Origin of the sequence: uncultured Algimonas sp. (assembly GCF_947498175.1) — a bacterium.
Classification (GTDB): Bacteria; Pseudomonadota; Alphaproteobacteria; order Caulobacterales; family Maricaulaceae; genus Litorimonas.
In genome coordinates this window covers 80,606-101,457 of record NZ_CANMJB010000003.1, presented here as the reverse complement: position 1 = coordinate 101,457, position 20,852 = coordinate 80,606, and the positions used below count along the sequence as shown (strand labels likewise).

Here is a 20,852-nt window from a genome sequence, read left to right as displayed (position 1 = left end):
GGTCGGCCTCGCACACCTCTCCCCGTCCTGCCTGTGGCAGCGACGGGGGTTTTTTTGCAAAGGCGGTCCGCGTTGACAGCGTCGTCCGAGCCCGCAAAGGCTCGCGGATGAAAAGACTGAACGACAAGACCGCCATCATCACCGGCGCGGCGCGCGGGATTGGCGAAGGGATCGCCCGGGCCTTTGCGGCCGAAGGGGCGCGGGTCGTCCTGACCGACATCGACGAGGAGGGCGGCGAAGCGCTCGCGCGGGAGCTGGAGGCCGGTTTCATGCGTCTCGACGTCAGCGACGAAGCGGATTGGACCGCGCTGGCCGCCGCCTATCCGCAGATCGACATCCTAGTCAACAATGCCGGGATCACCGGATTCGAAGACGGTCCCGTGCCGCACGATCCGGAACATGCCTCGCTGGACGATTGGCGCGCGGTCCACGGCGTGAATACGGACGGCACGTTCCTGGGTTGCCGCTACGCCATCCGGGCGATGCGCGGGAAGGGCACAGGCGCGATCGTCAACATTTCGTCGCGCTCCGGCCTGGTCGGCATTCCCGCCGCCGCCGCCTACGCCGCGTCCAAGGCGGCGATCCGCAACCACACTAAGACGGTGGCGCTCTATTGCGCACAGCAAGGTCTGGATATCCGCTGCAACTCCGTCCATCCGGCCGCGATCCTGACCCCGATGTGGGAGCCGATGCTGGGTCCGGAAGACCAGAGCGACGAAGCGCGAGAAGCGGCCATGGCCGCGCTCGTCAGGGAGACGCCGATGCAGCGGTTCGGGACCGTCGAGGAAGTCGCAGCGCTGGTGGTGCTGCTGTCTTCCGACGAAGCCCGCTACATGACGGGCGCGGAGATGACGATCGATGGCGGATTGCTGGCCGGATCGGCGGCCACGCCGGAATAGTCCGGCGCTGCCGGCGAAAATTTTCCCTCACCCCGCTTGACGGCATAGGGATATCTTCCTAACGACCTTAACCTATGTTCTCCCATACCGATATCTGGAATGCGCTCGACCGGTTGGCGGGCGCGCTGTCCACCAGTCCGTCGGGTCTGGCGCGCCGGGCCGGGCTCGATCCCACCACCTTCAACAAGTCCAAGCGCTGCTCGCCGTCCGGCAAGAACCGTTGGCCGTCCACGGAAAGCCTGTCCAAAGTCCTCGGCACGGTGGAGATGACGTTCGAGGATTTCGCCCGCTTCGCCGACCAGTCCCATGCGCGCGGGCCCAGCGTGCCGCTGATCGGCCATGCCCAGGCCGGCGATAGCGGCTTCTTCGACGATAGCGGCTTTCCCATCGGCGGGGGTTGGGAAGATGTGCGCATTCCGGGCGTCAAGGACCCGGGCACCTATTGCCTGCAGATCGCGGGCGACAGCATGGCGCCCGTCATGCGCGCGGGCGACCGCGTCGTCGTCAGCCCGAACGAGCCCGTCCGCCGCGGCGACCGCGTGGTCGTCAAGACGATCGAGGGCGAGGTCATGGCCAAGGAACTGTTCCGCATGAGCGAAACGCAGATCGAACTGGTCTCCGTCAATCCGGAATATGACGACCGGGTGCTGCCGCGACGGCAAGTGGCGTGGATCGCGCGGATCGTCTGGATCGGGACGTGATCGACGGGAAATACCCGCCCCGAGCGGGTGTTTTCGCTGTGAGCACCCTTACAGATCGGTTCGAGGGCAATGCGCCCGCAACCACCCCGCCAGATCGTCCGTCACCGCATCCACCCAATCCGCCTGGCGCGCCGTGCCCGACGTGCGGTTGACCGACACGCCCCGGCCCCAATCCGCCTCCTCGCCGACCAGCACGGTCGTCATGCCCATCTGTTTCGGCACTTCCAGATTGCGCGGCGTATCCTCGAAGAAGATCGCCGTCGCCGGATCGACGTCGAACACGTCGAGGAAGGTCTCGTAGGCCGGGCGCTTGGGCTTGGGGATGTAATGCGCGTCCTCGATGGCGAACCCGCCTTCGAACAGATCCAGCAGGTCCAGATGGCCGGCCACGTTGCGGATGTGTCCGCGCGAGCCATTGGTGAAGATCAAACGCCGACCCGGCAGCGCGGCTATGGCGTGCCGCAAGGGCGGATTGGGTGCCAAGACCGACAGATCGACATCGTGGACGTAGTCCAGGAACTCGGCCGGATCCATGCCGTGAATGTCCATCATCCCCGACAGGGTCGCGCCGTAATCGTGAAAATATTCTTCCTGCAGCTGACGCGCCTGATCGGGCTGCAGCGCCAGATAGCGGGAGATGTAAGCCGTCATCTTCTCCCCGATATCGGCGAAGAAGCTCACATTCGCGCGGTAGAGCGTGTTGTCGAGATCGAAGATCCAGGTGCGGATGCCGGAGAGGTCGATGATCGGTTCGCCGCCCCCCGGCCTTGCCCGAACGGCGTCTGTCTGGGTCAACGCCGCAGCCCGCCGGGACGCCGTTCCGCGAAATCCGCATCCGTCAGGCGGACGCGGGCCCGGCCCTCTTCAGTGGGAAGCGGACGGAAGGATGCGACCGTGTAGCCCCGGTCCACGCACATATCGTTGCCCGGCGCATCGAAGCGGGATTCGGCGATGCAGAACTGCGCCGGGGTCGTGGCGACGGTGCGCAGCCACAGATCGGTATCGCCGTCGCTTTCCTGCAGGGCGAAGAAATGCGCGTCGGTGCCGATCAGGGAAATATCGAGCGGTTCGACACAGCTGTTCGGCGCCGTCCGCCACCATCCGCGCGAGCGCCACGCATCGTCCTCGCGCGTGGCCACGGCGGCCCAGACGGGGGCGGAGCTCTGATTGCAGATTTCCAGCCCGACCGTGGCCTGGGCGCGCTTGGCGGCGTCGACCAGGGCGCGCATCAGCGGCTCGCCGGTGACGGTTGCCGCGAGCCCATTATCGTCGCGGAAGGTGCGCAACAGGCGCGAGGTCCGGCGTCCCGCCACACCGTCGACGCGGCTGACGGCGTAGCCGGCGTCGCGCAACAGGCGCTGCTGGGCCGCGACCACGGCCCTTTCGCGGCCATAGTCGAGCGGTTCGACCAGCGTCGTGACGGGCTCGCCGGGCCGGACGGCGAAATAATCGCGCTCCGTCCGGTTGGCCAGGCGGCAATCCTGCGTCGCCGGGGCGGCGAAATCGGCCACATCGTCCACGCAAAGCGGGGTCGTGCCCTTCCACTCGCGGACGCCGCCCTGATAGGCGTCGATGCTTTCGGCGAACAGGAAGCGCGGCCCCATGACCGGCGTGGTCAGAGCGATGCAGCCGCCGGGCAGGATTTCGTTCCACCCCTTGGCCGTCATGCCCGCCCCGCGCGTGAACGCGCTGGCCGTGCGCAGAACGTAGGAGGTCTCGTTGCAGATCCGCCATTCCGTCGTCTGTCCGATAAGGGTGGGGTCGGGCGGCACGACCGTGATGTCGGACACCCCGTCGGTTTCCGCATTCCCTTGGGCGGCGGCGAAGGTCGCGGCCGCAAGCGCGACCCCGATACCGGACAGAAGGCGGATCAACGGCTCACGCATGGACCGAGCCTTACGCATGGATCAGCGTTCCCGCGCCTTCGTCGGTGAACAGTTCGACCAGCAGACCGTGCGCCTTGCGCCCGTCGAGGATGACGACGGCTTCGACGCCGTCCGTGACGGCGTCCATGGCCGTCTGCAGTTTCGGAATCATGCCGCCTTGCGCGGTGCCGTCGGCGATCAGAGCCTCCACGTCGACGCGCGACAGATCGGTCAGCAAGCGCTTGCGGGTGTCCAGCACGCCCTCGACATCGGTCATCAGCATCAGGCGTGTCGCCCCCAAGGCCGCCGCCAGCGTTCCGGCGGCCGTGTCGGCGTTGATGTTGAAGCCGTCTCCGGCGGCGTCCGCCGAAATGGGCGAGACGACGGGGATGAAGCCCGCATCCGTGAGGGTCGTGAGCACCTTTATGTCCGTCGCGACCGGGACGCCGGTGAAGCCCAGCCCTTCGCCCTTGGGCGCGGCCGTGATCAGATTGGCATCGCGGCCGGACAGGCCGACGGCCAATCCCCGTTTCTGGCCGCCGGCGCAATTGATGGCCGAGACGATCGCCTTGTTGATGGCGCCGGACAGCACCATCTCGGCGACGCCGACCGTTTCCATGTCGGAGACGCGCAACCCGTCCTTGAATTTCGTTTCGATATCGAGACGGCGCAGCATGGAGCCGATCTGCGGCCCGCCGCCATGCACCACGACGGGACGAACCCCGACCTGGCGGAGCAGGACGATGTCGCGGGCGAACTCGGCCGTCAGCTCCGGCGTGCCCATGGCGTGTCCGCCGAATTTCACCACGATGGTGGCGTCGGCATGACGCTGGATGAAGGGCAGGGCGCGCGACAGGGTGGCAGCGGAGGTCCAGCCGCCTTCGCCGGGACGGCGGGAAGCGTCGCTCATATCCAGACTATCCGTGGGAGCATCCATGGACGGCGTTATAGGGCGTCTTCGGACAGCGCCAAGTCGGCAATTTCAGCCCGCAGCTCCGGCAGGCCGGTGCCTTTTTCCGAACTGGTCACCGCCACGACCGGATAGGCGGCCGGGCGTTTGGCCAGCGCGGCCTGGGTCGCGCTCAGGACGCGCTCGCGCTGGCCCTTTTTGAGCTTGTCGATCTTGGTCAGCACGACCTGGTAGGTCACGGCCGTTTCGTCCAGCATGTCCATGAGGTCCAGATCGACGGGTTTCAGCCCGTGACGGCTGTCGACCAGCAGGAAGACGCGCCGCAGGGTCGCGCGGCCGCGCAGGAAGTCCCGCGTCAGCCGCGTCCAGGCCGCGACCTTGTGCTTGGGCGCCTTGGCGAAGCCGTAGCCCGGCAAGTCGACGATGAAAAGACGGTCCTGGGCGTTGAAATAGTTCAGCTCCTGCGTCCGGCCGGGCGTGTTGGACGCCCGCGCCAGACCCCCGTGCCCGGTCAGCGCATTGATCAGCGTCGACTTGCCGACATTTGATCGTCCGGCGAAGCAGACTTCCGGCGGACCCATGGGCGGCAACGTGTCCAGCGACACGGCCGATTTCACGAAATCGACGGGCCGCGCGAAAAGCAGACGCCCCGCCTCGATGCGGGAGGCGTCGACTTGCGGGTCTGACGGGCCGGGCTCCACCTCCTCAGATCCTCTTACTCGGCCGCATCCACAGGATCGGGCTTGCCGGTGATCTTGCGGAAGAAAGCGTCGATCGGCGTATCGACATTGTTGCGCTTGGTGACGAACCATTGCTGCATGAAGGACAGGACATTGTTCCAGCACCAGTACAGCAGCAGGCCGGCGGGGAAGCTGGCCAGGATGAACATGAACAGCCACGGCATGAACTTGAAGATCTTGGCCTGCATCGGATCGCCCGTCGGCGGGGTCAGCATGTACATCAGGCTCATCGACGCGCCGTAGAGGACCGCCAGCGGGCCCAGCGCGATGAAGGCCAGCAGCCCGCCGGGCCGCGGATCGTTGGGCAGGAAGCCGAAGCCGTTGAGGATCGAGACCGACTCCGGTGCCGACAGATCGTCGATATAGCCGATGAACGGCGCGTGGCGCAGGTCGATGTCGATGAACACGGCCTTGTAGAGCGCGAAGAAGACGAAGATGGTCGGGATGATCGGCAGGCAGCCGGCGGCCGGATTGACGCCTTCCTTCTTGTAGAGCCCCATCATTTCCTTTTGCAGCTTCATGCGGTCGTCCTTGTACCGCTCCTGCAGCTTCTTGGTCTGGGGCATGACCTTCTTCATCTTGGCCTGGCTCGCATACTGCTTGTTGAACAGCGGGAACATGAGCAGCTTGATGATGAAGGTCAGGGCCAGGATGCCGAGCCCGAAATTGCCAAGCGCATTGCCGAGCCAGGACAGCAGCCACATGATCGGCCGCACCAGCAGGCCCATCATGCCCCAGTCGATGGCGCGGCTCATCCCGACGATGCCGAGCTCGTCCTCATAGGCTTCCAGCACGGGCCGTTCCTTCGCCCCGGCATAGAGGTAGGCGGTGGAGTTCAGCGTGGCGCCGGGCGTCAGGGTCATCGCTTCGGTCGTGTAGGCCGAATCCCAGACCGCGTTGCCGTCGATCTGGCGGTGCGTGTAGTCGACGGTCGTCGTGCCGTCCTGAGGGGCGATGGCGGCATGCAGCCAATAGCGGTCCGTGATGCCTGCCCATCCGGCTGCGCCCGAATTGGACCAGTCTTCCTTGGCGGCCTTCTTGTAGGTGAAGTCGTGATAGCTGTCGTCCTGGACGGAAACCGGGCCTTCCTGGATGATGAAGAAGTTCAGCAGGCCTTCGGGCAGGTTGACCTGCCGCGCGACGCCGCGCCGGTTCAGCGTGACGGGCTGCGCGCCGTTATTGGTCAGGACGTCGTCGGCGGTGATCAGGAAATGGTCGTCCACGGTGAGCGTGCGGGTGATATCCACGCCGCCGACGGTTGTGCGCAGCACGACCGGGCTGTCGGGGCTGAGCGTCGTGCCGGACACGACGGCCCAGGGCGTGTTCAGCCCGAGCGTGTCGCCGGTCATGCCGGGCATGACCCAGTTGTCGGCCACCAGGCCGGACCGCACACTGCCTTCCGGGGACAGGAGCTCCACCTGGCCGTCGGCCGGATCGAGCGTCTTGTCATAGTCGTTAAGCGTGACGTCGTCGAGGCGCGCCCCCGTCGTCAGCAGGCTGCCGCGAATGCCGGGCGCGTCGATCCGGATCCGCTGGCCTGTCGCGACCAGGACCTCGCGCGGCTGAGGGGCTGGCGCGACCGTTTCGGCCACGGGCCGTTCGTTGGCCAGCCGCTCCATCTCGCGTTCGGCGTCCGCCTTGGCGGCCTGTTGCGTCGGCAGGACGAACAGGAACCAGTAGGCCATGAACACCACGGCGGACAGGGCCATGGCGGTGATGAATCTGCGCTGGTCGTCCATAGGGTCTTCGCTCAGATGAGAAACAAGGGGTCGTGACGCATGAAGGGCGCTACGGCTTTCGCGCGGGGCTTTGCCCCGGACCGGGTAGGGATTGCAAGGCCCGTCGCGCGTCGGACAGCAAACGATCCCAGTCGCAGGCCGGCGTCCGGTCGCGCGCAATCAGCACGTAATCATGGCCGGGGCGTCCCAGTTCGGGCAGAAGCGCCTTCGCGATCTCGCGCAGGCGGCGCTTGGCGCGGTTGCGGGTGACGGCATTGCCGATGCGTTTCGTGGCCGTCACGCCGTAGCGGACCGCGCCGTGCGCCGGATTGGCGCGGACTTGGACGACGACCGCGCCGCGCGCCGCGTAATCGCCGTCCCGCACATGCAAAAACTCGGAACGCTTCCTCAGCGTTCCGAGCTTTGCGGGATCGGATATGGTCATGGGCTTGCGCCCGAAGGTCAGCCTAGGCCGACAGGCACTTGCGGCCTTTGGCCCGGCGGCGCGCCAGGACCTTGCGGCCGTTCTTCGTCGCCATGCGGGCGCGGAAGCCGTGACGGCGGGCGCGAACGAGATTGGACGGCTGGAATGTACGTTTCATCGGACTACTCTAAGGATCAGGGACATGTCCGCGCAGTTCGCGCCGGGCCTGTCGAAATTACAGACGCGGGCATTATGAGCGCGGCCTGGGGAAGTCAAGCGGCGGCTTCAGGGACGGCCGGCCATGCCCGTGACCGCTCTCGAAACGCTCGCCAAATCCTCTCGCGGATGTGAAGGGACGTGTAAGGCGCACCCGCCGGGAACGCGCTAGCGGGCCGGGCAGTCAGTTCGAGGATTTTTTTCATGTTACGTTCCACCCTGATCGCGGCGTCGCTTGCGCTCATGCCGTTCACGGCGCCCGCAAACCCAGGATCGCCCTTCAAGGAGGTCTCCATGACCGAGGCGCCGTCACGACTGTCGCCCGTCTCGCAAGCCTATGCGGCGGTGCTGTCCCGGCACATGAGCCCGGGGCCGGACGGGGTGGCCCTGTTCGACTACGCCGCCGTGAAGGACGGCGGAGATCATGCTCACGTCAAGGCCTTCATCGCCGAACAGGCCGCGCGCACACCCTCCGCCATGAGCGCGCCGGAGGCGACCGCCTATTGGGCCAACCTCTACAACGCCGTGACGCTGGATGTGGTGCTGGACGATTATCCGGTCAAGTCGATCCGCTCGCTCGGGCCGTTCACGACCGGCCCGTGGAAGCGCGATGTCGTCACGGTGGAGGGCGAAAGTCTCAGCCTCGACAATATCGAACACGACATTCTGCGCGTGGATTACGCCACGCCCTACATCCACTACATGGTCAATTGCGCCTCGATCGGCTGTCCGAACCTGCGCGGCGAATTGTGGACCGCGGAGGGTCTGGAAGGCGATCAGCGCGCCGCCGCCGCCGCCTTCGTCAATGCCGACCGCGGCGTGCGGATCCGCGACGACGGCCGGATCGCCGTCTCCAAGATCTATCGATGGTTCTCGGAAGATTTCGGCGATACGGAAGCCGGTCTGCGCGCCCATCTGGCCGAACATGCCACAGGCGAACGGCTGCAAGCCCTGACGTCCGGCGCCAGCTTCAAGGGAAGCCATTACGACTGGACCCTCAACCGACCGAAATAGCGGGCCGGACGAGGCCTACGGAACGAAGATCGATGACAGAAACTCCCCTGACCGATGCGCCGCCGGCAGCGCCCAAACCCTTGTGGAAGCGCCTGCTGCCGCTCGGGATCATCGCTGCGGCCTTGGCCGCTTTCTTCGCGCTGGGGGGTCCCGGCTACGTCTCCATCGACGGCCTGCGGGACAATCGCGAGGCCCTGAGCGCGCTGGTCGCGGACAACTTCCTGCTCGTCTGGCTCGGTTTCATCGCCCTGTATGCCGTGCTGGTCGGGATCAGCTTTCCCGGGGCGAGCTTCCTGTCCATCTTCGGCGGCTTCCTGTTCGGCACCTGGGTCGGCGGCCTGGGCGTGGTGGTCGGCGCGACGCTCGGGGCGACCGCCATCTTCCTGGCCGCCCGCTATGCCTTCGGCGACGCCCTGGCCCGCAAGGCCGGACCCTACATGCAGAAGTTCGAGGCCGGGCTGAAGAAGAACGAACTGTCCTACCTATTCATCCTGCGCCTGATCCCGGCCTTCCCCTTCTTCATCGTCAACATCGTGCCCGCCCTGTTCGACGTGCACTGGCGCAACTACGTCCTTTCCACCTTTTTCGGCATCATTCCGGGATCTCTGGTCTATGCCAGTGTCGGCGCGGGCGTCGGCGCGATCTTCGACGCCGGCGAGGACGTGGAGCTTTCCGGCCTGATGCTCCAGCCGCAGATCATTCTGCCGATCCTCGGACTGATCGCGCTCTCCCTCCTTCCCATTCTCTACAAGACGATCAAAGGCGCGCCTGCGGGCGCGGCATAAAATCATGTCCAAAACAGTCCACACGGTCGATCTTTGCGTCATCGGCGCCGGATCGGCCGGTCTGTCCGTCGCCTACGGCGCCTCCCATCTCGGCCGCTCGGTCGTCTTGTTCGAACGCGAAGACATGGGCGGCGACTGCCTCAATACGGGCTGCGTGCCGTCCAAGGCGCTGATCAAGGCGGCGAAGGTCGCGCACGGCCGCCGCCACGGGTCCGAATACGGCATCGCGCCGAGCGAGCCCGGCATCGACTTCGAGGCGGTCAAGGCGCACATCCAGGGCGTGATCGACCAGATCGCCCCGGTCGATTCGGTCGAGCGCTATACGGGTTTCGGCGTCACCGTCATCAAGGAGGACGCCCGTTTCGCGGACGACCGGACCATCGTGTCGGACGGTCATGAAGTCCGGGCCAAGCGCATCGTCGTGGCCGCCGGGTCGCGCGCGGCCATCGTTCCGATCCCGGGGCTCGACACGGTCGACTATCTGACGAACGAATCCATCTTCCAGGTCGATCGCCTGCCGGATCACCTGATGATCGTCGGTTCCGGGCCCATCGGTCTGGAACTGGGGCAGAGCTTCCGGCGTCTGGGGTCCGAGGTGACGATCATCGACATCGCCGAACCCCTTGCCCGCAACGATCCGGATCACGCCAAGGGTCTGATCGAGCGGCTCAAGGCCGAAGGCGTCGCCTTCCGCGCGCCCGCCAGGACCGAACGCATCAGCCAGGCTTCCGGCGGCACGATCACGGTCGAGTTCGAGAACGGCGACCCGATCACCGGGTCGCATCTGCTCATGGCGGCCGGGCGCGCGCCCAACGTCGAAGGGCTGGACCTGGAAAAGGGCGGCGTGGCCTATGACCGCCACGGGATAGGCACGGACGACGCGCTGCGGACGTCGAACAGGCGCGTCTATGCCGCCGGCGACATTGCGGCGGGCAAGGGCGGCCTGACCCACGCGGCGGGTTTCCACGCGTCCGCGCTGATCAAGAACCTCTATTTCCTGCCGCCGGGCCTGGGCGGATTGTTCGCCAAGGCGACCACCGACCGCATGCCCGCCGTGATCTACACCCAGCCCGAACTCGGCACGATCGGCGCCAGCCACCGCGATGCCGCCAGGACGCTGCACTTCGCGTTCGACGAAAACGACCGCGCCATCGCCGAGCGGGACACGGACGGCGGCGTGAAGCTCTATTTGGACGCCAAGGGCAAGCTGATCGGCGCATCGGTCCTCGGCAGCCATGCGGGAGAGATCATCAACACGATCAGCCTGGCCATGGCGGGCGACCTCAAGCTCAGCCAGATCGCCGGCATGATCTCGCCCTATCCGACCCGCACCGAAGCGGTGAAACGCGCCGCCTCCTCGTACTTCACCGACGCCGTCTTCGGCCCCAAGGCCAAGGCCCTGTCGGGCTTCTGGACGAAATTTCAATAGACGCTGCATCCGCCATAAAACTTTAATGTTCGAACGGCTTGCCCGCGCTATAAGGCGGGGATGTCGAGCGCGCGTCCAGCCCTGTCCTACGCCTTCGCCCGTCAGCACGGGGTGATCGCCGTGCCGGACGAGGCGGGCGCGGTGACGTTGGCGCACAAATCGTCCACGCCGCGCGATGCGCTGATCGAGGCGCGCCGCGTGATCGGCCATCCGGTGCGGCGCGAAACCCTCAGCCCCGAAGCGTTCGAACAGCGCCTGTCCGGCCTCTACGCGCAAGCCGATCTGGCGGGCGCGTCCGAAGACGCGCTCGGCGCGCCCCAGGACCTCTCGGCGCTCGCGGACGGGCTGCCGCGCACGTCGGACCTGCTGGACAGCTCCGACGACGCGCCGATCATCCGCCTCATCAACGGCATCCTGCAGGAAGCGATCCGCTCGCGCGCGTCGGACATCCATATCGAACCCTATGAGGAACGGCTGGCCGTGCGGTTCCGCATCGACGGCCAACTGTCCGAAGCCCTGTCCCTGCCGGTGCGCCTCGCGCCCGCCCTGACATCCCGGGTCAAGGTCATGAGCCGTCTCGACATCGCCCAGAAACGCATTCCGCAGGACGGCCGCTTTTCGCTCAATCTCGGTGAACGCGCGATCGATCTGCGCGTCTCGACCCTGCCGTCGCGCCACGGCGAACGGGTTGTGATGAGGATCCTGGAAAAGGACAATCAGCGCATGGCGCTGGAAGAACTCGGCATGGACCCGGACGTGCAGCAGGCGTTCGCCGCCGCGCTGGCCCGGCCCAACGGCATCATCCTCGTCACGGGACCGACCGGGTCGGGCAAGACGACCTCGCTCTACGCCGCCCTGTCACGCCTCAATGACGGGTCGCGCAACATCCTAACGGTCGAGGACCCGGTCGAATACGCGCTGGACGGAATCGGCCAGACGCAGGTCAACAACGCGGTGGGCATGAGCTTCGCGGCCGGCCTGCGCGCCATCCTGCGCCAAGACCCGGACGTGGTCATGGTCGGCGAGATCCGCGATCCCGAAACGGCCGAAATCGCGGTGCAGGCCTCGCTGACGGGACACCTCGTGCTCTCCACGGTCCACACCAATTCCGCCCTCGCCTCGGTTGCGCGGCTGCGCGACATGGGGGTGGAGCCGTTCCTGCTATCCTCCACCCTGACCGCGCTGGTCGCGCAGCGGCTGGTGCGCCGCCTCTGCGACAGCTGCAAGGAAAGCTATACGCCCAGCGCGGCGGAACTGGCCGAGCTGGGCCTGACAGGGAGCGGATACACGTTCTACAAGCCGGTCGGGTGCCCGCACTGTTCCGGCGTGGGTTATTCGGGCCGTCTGGGCCTCTACGAGATCGTGCCGATGGACGAGACGCTGCGCGCCATGATCCACGAAGGCGCGACCGAAGGCGACATGGCCGCCCATGCGTTCGCGACGCGCCGGACGCTGCTGGCCGACGGGGCGGAAACGGTCGCCGCCGGGCAGACGAGTTCCGACGAGGTGCTGCGCGTCTGCCGCCGGGACGAGGTCTGAGCCTTGGAAGCCTTCGACTACAACGCCCTCGACGCCAGCGGAACCCGCCGCAAGGGGACGCTGATGGCGGCATCGGCGCGGGCGGCGCGGGACCAGTTGCGGTCGCGTCGGCTGACCCCGGTCGAGATCAGGCCCTCGCGCACCAAACGCGCCGCCAACGATGCGCAGGCGCCCTCCAAAGGGTCGCGCATCAAGCGCAGCCACATCACCCGCGCCGCGCGGCAGCTCGCCATCCTGATTTCCGCCTCCACCCCGGTGGAGGAAGCGCTGCGCATCACCGCATTGCAGTTCGAGAAGTCGCGCATGCGCGGCGTCTTGCTGGATGCGCGTGCCCGCGTGGTGGAAGGGGCGCGCTTGAGCGAAGCGCTGGCCGCCCACCCGGCCGTGTTCGACGCGCTGACCACGGCCATGGTGGCGGCGGGCGAGACGGCCGGGCAGCTCGGCCCGGTGCTGGAACGCCGCGCCGACGATCTGGAAGCCGCCGACGCGGTGCGGCGCAAGGTGCTGGGCGCGACCGTCTATCCGCTATTGCTGCTCGCGATCGCGCTGATCGTCACGGTCATCCTGCTGACGCTGGTCGTGCCCAAGGTGGCCGAGCAGTTCACCGTGCTGGGCGAGGAATTGCCGCCTCTGACCCGCGCGACAATCGCGGCGTCCGAATTCCTGCAATCCAACTGGTGGGCCGTGTTGATCGTCATCGGCGGGACCTGGCTGCTGTTTTCGCTATGGAAGCGGTCGGTGGGCGGCCGGCGCCGGTGGGATGCGACGAAACTGCGCCTGCCCGTCATCGGGCGCATCATCCGCAATCTGGAAGCCGCGCGCTTTTCGCGCACCATTGCCGGGCTGATCTCGGCCGGGACGCCTGCGCTCGCCGCCATGGAAACGGCGCGCCACACGCTGCGCAACACGGTCATGCGCGCGGCCGTGGGCGATGCGACCGCGCGCGTGCGCGAAGGCGCGCCCGTCAGCGCCGCGCTGAAACAGACCGGGGTCTTTCCGCCGATCGTCGTGCAGATGGTGCTGGGCGGCGAAGCGTCGGGGCAGACCGGCGCCATGTTCGCCAAATCGGCCGACTATCTGGAATCGGAATTCGATGCGGCGACGCAGGTCTTTCTCAGCTTGCTGGAACCGCTCATCATCATCGTGCTGGGCGGGATCGTGCTGCTGATCGCCGCCGCCATCTTCCTGCCCATCCTGCAGCTCAACACGCTGTCCTTCTAGGAGTGTTTCACGTGAAACAGAACGAGAACACCGACGACCGCCCCCGCACGGGCGAAGACGGCTTCACCCTGACCGAAGTCCTCGTCACCATGGCCATCATCGGCCTGCTGGCGACCGGTGTGGTGCTGGCCGTGCTGCCGCGGCTGGGCGATGCGTCCGTCACCAAGGCGCAAGCCGACATCGCGTCCTACGAAACCGCGCTGGAGTTCTTCCGGCTGGACCATTTCCGCTATCCGGACGAACAGGCCGGATTGGCCGCGCTGGTCGAAGCGCCGCCCGGCGTGGACGCCGCCAAATATCCTCCCGAAGGCTATATCCAGAGATTGCGCGACGATCCTTGGGGCAATCCCTACATCTACCGCAATCCGGGCGAATTCGGTCCGATCGACATTCTGAGCTACGGCGCCGACGGTGTGGAAGGCGGGGAAGGGGCCGATGCCGATATCGGAAACTGGCAATAGGCGCACCCGCGAAGCCGGGTTCAGCCTCGTCGAGTTGCTGGCGGTCCTGGCGATCCTGTCGCTGATGGTGGGCGCGGTCGTGATGAACCTGCCGCAGCCCCGGGCCGACGCCGACAGGGCGTCGGAGACCCTGACGGTGCGGTTGAACGCTTTCCTGGACGAGGGCGCCATCGCCGGGGAAATGCGTGCGCTCGGCGTCGATGCCGACGGGTTGGTCCTGTTCCGACATGACGGACTGGCCTGGCAGCGCGCCGAAACGATGCCCTGGCCCGAAAACCTGTCGGTCCGGATCGACGTCGCGGGTGAACCGCTGACCCCGGGCGAGGCGGCGGAACCGGCCCTGCTGTTCGAACCTTACGGCCTGGTGCCCGATTTCGCTTTGACGCTGCGCGGGTCTGAGGCGCGCTATGTGCTGAGCGCCGATGAGCGCGGACGTGTCCAGCGTGTGGCGGACCGATGAGGGCGCGGGCGGCGGATGAAGGTTTCACCCTGGTCGAAGTGCTGGTCAGCCTGGCCATCTTCAGCCTGGCCATCGTCGGGCTGAACCGGGCGGCGACGCTGGCCGTGTCCGGCACGGCCGACCTGCAGGTGAAGACCCATGCCGGCTTCGTCGCCGACAATGCCGTCGTGCTGTCGCGACTGGACCCGGTGGAGACCGGAACCGAGCGGTCCGAAGCGGAGTCCGGCGGCCTGGACTTCGACGTGGTCGTCGAGACAGCCGCCACGCAGCAGGCGGATTTCTACGAAGTCGTCGTGCGCGTCAGCCGACGCGACGGAGACCGCGTCTTGACGCAACGCCGGGCCTTCCGCTACGATCCGCCCGATCGTCCCGCCGCACCGGGCTCCACGCCGGACCCCGCATCCGATCCTGCGCCCGATCCTGCGCCCGACCCCGCCCCCGATCCGACACCGCCGTCGGACGGAGCGGACGAATGACCGCGCGCGACGCCGGGTTCACGCTCGTGGAGGTGCTCGTCTCCATGTTCGTCTTCTCGCTGATCAGCGTGGGCGCGCTGATCGCGCTCACCGCGACGCTGGATGCGCGCGAGCGGTCCGAAGCGCGGATCGAGCAGGTCGAACAGCTCGCCGCCGCCCGCCGGATCATGGCGGACGATTTCGCCCATATGGTGCGGCGGCAGAACCGGGACGGGCTGGGCGGAATTGTGAACGAATCCATGAGTGCTGCGCTGACGGATGGGTTCGAGCTGACGCGTCGGGGTCGCCCAAACCCGGAGGGTATATATCCGAGAGGAGACTTGTTGCGGGTCGGATGGCGGGTCGAAGAGGGGCGATTGATCCGCGCGTTTCTACCTCATGAAAATCCGGCCTTCGTCGAACCGCCATTGGATCGGACTGTGTTGGACGACGTCGAAGCAATGAAAGTCATGCCCATGATTGGCCAAACTTCATTCAATAGCATCATGATTCCATTAGATCGCGCAGAAGCGGTCTCCATCGACCTGGTTCATGCAGACGGCACCACGACGCGCCATGTGTTCGAGATCCCCGATGTGTAGCCGCTCTGCTCCACCTAGCCGCGAAGACGGCACCGTCCTGCTGAGCACCTTGCTGGTGCTCAGCCTGATGAGCGCGGTCGCGCTGGCGTTGCTTGCGACCTTGCGGAGTTCCGTCACGCGCACGGCGGAACTGGACGCCGCCGCGCAGGCCGACCTCTATGCGCGCGGGGCGGCGGATTTCGTGCGGAGCCAGATCGACGCGGTTTCGCAGGTGGACGGTGCGGCGCTCGGCGCCCGGCTGGCCGTGACGGAGCCGGTCATCCTGCCGTTCGAAAACGGTTTGATTTCCGTGGCCGTGTCGGACGGCAGCCATTGCTTCCGCCTGTCGGGGCTGGTCGATAGTTCCGGGGTGGGATCGGATACGGCGCGGCAGCAATTCGAAGCCCTCATGCTGGCCCTCGGGACGGATCCGGTACAAGCAGCCCGCGTGGCGGGGGCGGCCGTGGACTGGATCGACGCGGACAGCCAGCTCAGCGCGAATGGCGCGGAAGACGGGATCTACATGTCCCGCACGGACCTGCCGCACCGCACGGCCAACGTGCCGATGCAGTCCGTGACCGAACTCCGGGCATTGGAAGGCATGGGCGAGATCCTGTTCCGCACCCTCCTGCCGCATGTCTGCATCGGCGAGGACGGCGTGCCGACCCGGTTCAACATCGACACGGCCGAACCCCGGCATGCACCGGTCCTGGCGGTCATTCTGGGCGGCGGTCGCGAGGCGGAACGCGTCGCACTGGAATTGATCCAGTCGCGCCCGTCCGGCGGCTACGGCTCCCGGGACGCGCTGAATGCGGCGCCCGTCCTGGACGGTTACGAAAACAAGGCAGCGCGGTTGGGCGACATCGTCTACACGCCGCAGCGCATCGTCGCGGAAACGACCGTGCGCTTCGGCCCGGTCGAACGGGCGCAGCTTCTGGCCTATGAAGGGCTGGACAAGCCGCCGCCCCGTCTCACATACCGCGCCTGGGGCCGGGAAGAGTTTCCGTCCCTCATCCGGGCGGACCAGCCCGCCGAGGAGCCGCCGCGGTGACCGAAACGCTGCTCATATTGCCCGGCACGACCGGAGGCGAAGCCATTCTGGCGCGCCGCGAACGCGGGACGGTCGAGACGGTGCGCGGCGGTGTCGATGCGCTTTCGCCCCCCACGGCCGTCCCCGACATCGTCGTCCTGCCGGGCCAGCATGTGCGCGCCTTCGTGACCGATATTCCGGACAAGGTGCGCGGGGCGGACCGCCTCAACGTGGCGCGCTTCGCCCATGAAGACCGGATCGCCACGGACCTGCAGGACCTGCACGTCGTTCTGGGGCCGGACAGTCCGGCCCCGACCCTGATGGTGGCCGACACCGTCATGACCCGCCTGCTCGACCGCTTCGACGCGCCGCAGATCGTCGCCGATTTCGATGCGCTGGCCGGTCTGGGTCCCGATCCCGTCCGCCTGCTCGACCGCGTGGTGACGCCGGGCCTGGACGGCGATGCGGTCGATGCCGACTGGTCGGAGACCGGCGGCCGGGTGCATGACGACGGGACGGTCGCGCGCGCCATCTTCGCGCGCCTCGACGATGGCGGCGCGCTGAACCTGCGCAGCGGGCGCCATCGCCGCCGCATCCGCATCCAGGCCGGATCCTGGGCGCGCGTCGCGGCCGCCGCGCTGGTCTGCGGCCTGTTCGGCTTCGGGCTGTCGCTGGCGGAAGCCCGCGCCACGGCGGCGCAGGCGGACCGGCTGCAGGAAACCGCGCGCGCCCTCTACACGCAGGCGACCGGCCAGCCCGCGCCGCCCGACCTGGCTCGCGCCGTGCGCGCCGCCCAACCGTCCCAGAGCGATCCGACGGCGTTCCTGGACCTGTCCGATCGCCTGTTTGGCGCCTTGGCCGCCCATCCGGACATTTCGGTCGAACGGCTGTCCTTCGACACGCAGGAAAACAGCCTTCGCCTGCGCCTGGTTTATCCGGGGTTCGAGGCGGCCGGAGCGCTGGAACAAACGGTCGCGACGATGGGGGCGGATTTCGTCACGGGCGGCGTGCGCGAACAGAACGGCCGTTTCGTCGGCGATGCCGCGTTCAGCCTGGGAGACCCGTCATGATGTCCGGTCTGCCGAATTGGTGGATGGCGCGCGAGCCGCGCGAACAGCTGCTGCTGGGCATTCTGGCCGGCCTCGCCGCGGTCTTCCTGCTGGTTTTCATCCTGATCCTGCCGGTCCAAGCGGCCGGCACGTCCGCGCGGGCGGATTTCGACCGGGCGAAATCGGATCTGGCGCTGGTCTCCCGTCTTCCGCAGACGGGCAGTGGCTCCGCCTCGCGCGCCCCCTTCGACCGCGCCGCACTCGTGGCGGTGGCGAATGCGCAATCGGTCAAGCTCACCCAGGTGCAGCCGAGCGGCGACGGCGCTTTTTCGGTCTGGATCGACGATGCGGAAACGCGGCGGCTCTACGGGTTTTTCGAAACGCTGTTGGGCGACTATGCGGCGACGCTGGAGCGGGTCGTGGTCAGCGCGGACGCGAACGGGCGGCTGTCGGCGCAATTCACGGTGCGGTGAGCGTTTCCGATATCCGGCCTGGGGCCCGCATACAGCGAACCGCCGCGAGCGAGAGTGAGCGAACGCGCGCTTTGCACGCTCTGCCCGGCGGCAGTGACGCAAATGCCACGACAGCCCCTTCGCCAGCGGCTACGGAGCGGATGTTCCCGTCAGTTTACGCGTATTTCTCGCCCAGATAGACCCGGCGCACATCCTTGTTGGCGCGGATTTCTTCGGGGGTGCCTTCGAACAGGGCTTCGCCCTGGAACAGGATGCTCGCCCGGTCCACGATATCGAGCGTTTCGCGCACCCGGTGGTCGGTGATGAGGATGCCGATCCCGCGCTGCTTCAGATACAGAACCAGTTCGGAAATGTCGGCGATGGCGATCGGATCGATGCCGGTGAACGGCTCGTCCAGCAGGATGAAGGAGGGGCGGGACGCCAGCGCGCGGGCGATCTCGACCCGGCGGCGCTCCCCGCCGGACAGGGCCAGCGCGGGCGATTTGCGGATATGGCCGATATTGAGTTCGTCGAGCAGCGCATCGACATTGTCGTCCCACTTGCTCTTGTCGCGTTCGGTCAGTTGCACCACCGCCTTGATGTTCTCCTCGACCGACAGGCCGCGGAAGATGCTCTGCTCCTGCGGCAGATAGCCGACGCCCAGGCGCGCGCGCTGATACATGGGCAGGCCGGTAATGTCCTGTCCGTCCAGGGTGATGGTGCCGCGATCGGCCTCGATCAGGCCCATGATCATGTAGAAGCTGGTCGTCTTGCCCGCCCCGTTCGGGCCCATCAGGGCGACGACCTCGCCGCGTTGCACGGTCAGGGTGATGTCCTTGACCACGACGCGGCCGCGATAAGCCTTGCCGATGCTGTTGGCGGCCAGGCCGGTGGCGGGCACGCGGACCGGCTGCGCCGGTTCGTGCGGCAAGGTCCGGTCGGTCGGGTGCGGGCTGATGTCCATCGGGGCGCTGTCCAAACTGTCTGTCATGCCAGAGCGACGCCGGGCTAGCTGCCCGCGGCCTCCGCTTCGGACCCGGCCGGCGTTCCGGTCTCGGCTCCGGCCTGCGACGTGTCGCGGATCAGGATGGCGACGCGCTCCTGGGTCGGGCAGCGCCGTCCCTGGCAATCGGTGACGACCCGGGCTTTCTGCGTATTCAATTCGTAGATCAGGCGCGTGCCGCGCACGACGCTGTCTTCCTGCGTCAGGATGACGTCGCCCGTGACGACGAACGTGTCGTCGGCTGCCGTGTAGACGCCCTGGTTGCCGCGCACTTCCTGTTCCGGGGTGATGTAGAAGAAGTTGCCGGTCGCGATGACCCGGTCGATATCGTCGGCGACCGTGCCGACCGACGGGCCTGCGCTCGCGCCGCCGTCCTGGCGGCTATGAATGACGATTTCGTCGGCCAGGATGCGCACGTCGCCCTGTCGCACGTCCGCCTGCCCGGTCAGCGTGATGACGCCGTCGACCGATTCCACATCGTCGGCATAGAGCAGCGTGTCGCCGCCGGCCCGGGCGAACTGCGCGTTCGCCGTCTGCGCCCCGCCGATCAGGATCACGAAGAGGCCTGCCAGCGCGCGTTTCATCCGATTGTCCATAAGTCCCACCCTGTTGGCGTTCCGGCCTATTCGCTTCCCGGAATGACGATCCGGGTGCGGCCGTCCGGCCCGCAATCGCGGCCCTGGCACTGGCCGGAAAACCGAACCGTCTCCGTCACTGTGTCATAGACGAGGCGATTGGTCGAGACCGTGTTGCCGTCCGGCTGGACGACTCTGACATCGCCCGTCACGGTCAGGGTGGACGTATCGCGCTCATACACGCCGGTGTCGCCGCGCACGTCGTTCTCGTCCGAGACGTAGCGGAAATCCCCCGTGGCGATGATGTCGCGCACCGCGCCCAACTGGATCGACCCGGCGGCGGCATTCGTCGCCTTGTCGCGCAGGATCTTCATTTCGTTCGAATAGATGGTGGAATCGTCCTGTTCGACCACGACGCTTCCCAGCAGGTCCGTCGTGCCGCCATTGTAGGTCGCCGTGTCGGCCTTGACCGCGATGGGGCCGTCCCCGTCGAAGCCGAAGATCGGGCGGGGCGCGTCCGCTTCGTCTTCGGGCGCGGCGCGAAGGCCCGTCGCCGCCTCGTCGTCGCGGTTGATGATCCCGTCCATGCCGTCCTTGAACACGAAGGTGCGGTAATTGTCGGTGATTTCGTAGGCTTGGCCGCCGACCACGCCGAAATTGCCCGTGCAACGGATCGGCGCGTCGCCGACGATGCGTTTCTCGCGCGGATAGATGCGGGCGTGAGCCGTGACGCAGCGATAGCCGTCATCCGTCTCCAACACGACGTTCTGCCGCTCCGTCTGCGGCAGGCTCATGTCGGCGCGCAGATCCAGGATCTTGTTGATGTCGTCATATGTGCCCAGATCGGCCTGGACGGAGCTGCTTTCCGCCCCTTCCGCCCGGATGAATTCCAGCACGGGCTCGGCCAGGGCGACTTCCGTGCGGTTCTCCAGATCGCGGGTCGCCGTCTCGGACGTCAGGTAGAAAGGCAGGCTGTCCGACGTGCGCCCGCTATAGCGCGGTTTGATCATGTGGACCGACGTGTCGGGATCGTCCTTGATCACCATCTCCCCGCCTTGCGTGGCGAAATAATAGGCCAGCAGCGCGACCAGCGCGGCGGATGCCCCGATCAGCATGCGCCGGATGAAGATGATGCGTTCCGTATGCTTGCGCGCCGCCGCCAGGGTCAGGGTCCGCTTGGGCTCCCACAGGCCCAGCGCATCGCCATGGGCGCGCGAACGGCCCATCGCGCCAGGCGATGCCGCCGGATTGGTCTGCAGGGGCATATCGGTCATCTCCGCGCCGCTATAGCGGCGGCTTGGCGGCTTGGGTAGGGGCAGGCTGCG

At 67.0% G+C, this 20,852-nt stretch carries 24 protein-coding genes; 14 read left to right on the top strand and 10 right to left on the bottom strand.

Translation table 11 applies throughout. The annotated features are described in order from the left end of the window. Positions 1–107: 107 nt before the first annotated feature. The gene (locus Q0718_RS05325; protein ID WP_298914578.1) at positions 108–899 is read left to right on the top strand and encodes an SDR family oxidoreductase; all 792 of its coding nucleotides are present in this window, start codon (positions 108–110) and stop codon (positions 897–899) included. A gap of 74 nt (positions 900–973) precedes the next feature. Next, positions 974–1,600 carry a helix-turn-helix transcriptional regulator gene (locus tag Q0718_RS05320; protein ID WP_298914575.1) on the top strand — a complete coding sequence of 209 codons (627 nt, stop codon included), beginning with the start codon at positions 974–976 and terminating at the stop codon, positions 1,598–1,600. A gap of 48 nt (positions 1,601–1,648) precedes the next feature. Here the strand turns inward: Q0718_RS05320 and Q0718_RS05315 are convergent, their stop codons facing one another. From Q0718_RS05315 to rpmH, 7 genes are read right to left on the bottom strand one after another with little or no spacing between them, the layout of a single operon-like run. Beyond that, positions 1,649–2,395, bottom strand: coding sequence for a pyrimidine 5'-nucleotidase (locus tag Q0718_RS05315; protein WP_298914573.1), 747 nt, complete (start codon positions 2,393–2,395; stop codon positions 1,649–1,651). Further along, complete coding sequence (locus Q0718_RS05310; protein ID WP_298914571.1) at positions 2,392–3,486, bottom strand: DUF1036 domain-containing protein; 1,095 nt, start codon at positions 3,484–3,486, stop codon at positions 2,392–2,394. The genes Q0718_RS05315 and Q0718_RS05310 overlap by 4 nt, the downstream gene beginning before the upstream one ends. Before the next feature lie 10 nt (positions 3,487–3,496). Further along, complete coding sequence (gene argB, locus Q0718_RS05305) at positions 3,497–4,375, bottom strand: acetylglutamate kinase (protein WP_298914568.1); 879 nt, start codon at positions 4,373–4,375, stop codon at positions 3,497–3,499. Between the two features lie 35 nt (positions 4,376–4,410). Beyond that, entirely contained in the window at positions 4,411–5,076 is a 666-nt protein-coding gene (gene yihA, locus Q0718_RS05300; RefSeq protein ID WP_298914566.1) for a ribosome biogenesis GTP-binding protein YihA/YsxC, read from the bottom strand. Between the two features lie 14 nt (positions 5,077–5,090). Continuing rightward, positions 5,091–6,854: a membrane protein insertase YidC gene (yidC, locus tag Q0718_RS05295; protein ID WP_298914563.1), complete on the bottom strand. Its 1,764-nt coding sequence runs from the start codon at positions 6,852–6,854 to the stop codon at positions 5,091–5,093. A gap of 49 nt (positions 6,855–6,903) precedes the next feature. Then, complete coding sequence (rnpA, locus tag Q0718_RS05290; RefSeq protein ID WP_298914560.1) at positions 6,904–7,278, bottom strand: ribonuclease P protein component; 375 nt, start codon at positions 7,276–7,278, stop codon at positions 6,904–6,906. 22 nt (positions 7,279–7,300) lie between these two features. Next, complete coding sequence (rpmH, locus tag Q0718_RS05285; RefSeq protein WP_298914558.1) at positions 7,301–7,435, bottom strand: 50S ribosomal protein L34; 135 nt, start codon at positions 7,433–7,435, stop codon at positions 7,301–7,303. A gap of 242 nt (positions 7,436–7,677) precedes the next feature. On the opposite strand from rpmH, the gene Q0718_RS05280 reads away from it, so the two are divergent. Genes Q0718_RS05280 through gspM form a run of 12 tightly spaced genes read left to right on the top strand, consistent with a single transcriptional unit; the run spans position 7,678 to position 17,970 of the window. Continuing rightward, positions 7,678–8,487, top strand: coding sequence for a DUF547 domain-containing protein (locus tag Q0718_RS05280; RefSeq protein ID WP_298914556.1), 810 nt, complete (start codon positions 7,678–7,680; stop codon positions 8,485–8,487). 32 nt (positions 8,488–8,519) lie between these two features. After that, positions 8,520–9,272, top strand: a complete 753-nt coding sequence (locus Q0718_RS05275) for a VTT domain-containing protein (protein WP_298914553.1) — start codon at positions 8,520–8,522, stop codon at positions 9,270–9,272. 4 nt (positions 9,273–9,276) lie between these two features. Further along, a complete protein-coding gene (locus Q0718_RS05270) occupies positions 9,277–10,701 on the top strand; it encodes an FAD-dependent oxidoreductase (protein WP_298914551.1) in 1,425 nt (474 codons plus the stop codon). Between the two features lie 60 nt (positions 10,702–10,761). After that, positions 10,762–12,240: a type II secretion system ATPase GspE gene (gene gspE, locus Q0718_RS05265; RefSeq protein ID WP_298914548.1), complete on the top strand. Its 1,479-nt coding sequence runs from the start codon at positions 10,762–10,764 to the stop codon at positions 12,238–12,240. Between the two features lie 3 nt (positions 12,241–12,243). Further along, the gene (locus tag Q0718_RS05260; RefSeq protein ID WP_298914545.1) at positions 12,244–13,461 is read left to right on the top strand and encodes a type II secretion system F family protein; all 1,218 of its coding nucleotides are present in this window, start codon (positions 12,244–12,246) and stop codon (positions 13,459–13,461) included. 11 nt (positions 13,462–13,472) lie between these two features. Further along, positions 13,473–13,922 (top strand): type II secretion system major pseudopilin GspG, encoded by a 450-nt coding sequence (gspG, locus tag Q0718_RS05255; RefSeq protein WP_298914542.1) that lies wholly within the window; start codon positions 13,473–13,475, stop codon positions 13,920–13,922. Further along, complete coding sequence (locus tag Q0718_RS05250) at positions 13,897–14,382, top strand: prepilin-type N-terminal cleavage/methylation domain-containing protein (protein ID WP_298914539.1); 486 nt, start codon at positions 13,897–13,899, stop codon at positions 14,380–14,382. The genes gspG and Q0718_RS05250 overlap by 26 nt, the downstream gene beginning before the upstream one ends. Continuing rightward, complete coding sequence (gene gspI / locus Q0718_RS05245) at positions 14,379–14,858, top strand: type II secretion system minor pseudopilin GspI (protein ID WP_298914534.1); 480 nt, start codon at positions 14,379–14,381, stop codon at positions 14,856–14,858. The genes Q0718_RS05250 and gspI overlap by 4 nt, the downstream gene beginning before the upstream one ends. Beyond that, positions 14,855–15,439 (top strand): type II secretion system minor pseudopilin GspJ, encoded by a 585-nt coding sequence (gspJ, locus tag Q0718_RS05240; protein ID WP_298914531.1) that lies wholly within the window; start codon positions 14,855–14,857, stop codon positions 15,437–15,439. Before gspI ends, gspJ begins: the two co-directional genes overlap by 4 nt. Next, positions 15,432–16,469, top strand: a complete 1,038-nt coding sequence (gene gspK / locus Q0718_RS05235; RefSeq protein WP_298914529.1) for a type II secretion system minor pseudopilin GspK — start codon at positions 15,432–15,434, stop codon at positions 16,467–16,469. Before gspJ ends, gspK begins: the two co-directional genes overlap by 8 nt. Next, positions 16,466–17,518, top strand: coding sequence for a type II secretion system protein GspL (gene gspL / locus Q0718_RS05230; RefSeq protein ID WP_298914526.1), 1,053 nt, complete (start codon positions 16,466–16,468; stop codon positions 17,516–17,518). Before gspK ends, gspL begins: the two co-directional genes overlap by 4 nt. After that, a complete protein-coding gene (gene gspM / locus Q0718_RS05225; RefSeq protein ID WP_298914524.1) occupies positions 17,515–17,970 on the top strand; it encodes a type II secretion system protein GspM in 456 nt (151 codons plus the stop codon). The genes gspL and gspM overlap by 4 nt, the downstream gene beginning before the upstream one ends. Positions 17,971–18,124: 154 nt before the next feature. Here gspM and lptB read toward each other — a convergent pair whose 3' ends face one another. From lptB to lptC, 3 genes are read right to left on the bottom strand one after another with little or no spacing between them, the layout of a single operon-like run. Further along, positions 18,125–18,940 carry an LPS export ABC transporter ATP-binding protein gene (lptB, locus tag Q0718_RS05220; RefSeq protein ID WP_298914522.1) on the bottom strand — a complete coding sequence of 272 codons (816 nt, stop codon included), beginning with the start codon at positions 18,938–18,940 and terminating at the stop codon, positions 18,125–18,127. Between the two features lie 17 nt (positions 18,941–18,957). Then, a complete protein-coding gene (locus Q0718_RS05215; RefSeq protein WP_298914519.1) occupies positions 18,958–19,536 on the bottom strand; it encodes an LptA/OstA family protein in 579 nt (192 codons plus the stop codon). A 38-nt stretch (positions 19,537–19,574) separates the two neighbouring features. Further along, entirely contained in the window at positions 19,575–20,801 is a 1,227-nt protein-coding gene (gene lptC / locus Q0718_RS05210) for an LPS export ABC transporter periplasmic protein LptC (RefSeq protein ID WP_298914517.1), read from the bottom strand. Positions 20,802–20,852: the final 51 nt, after the last annotated feature.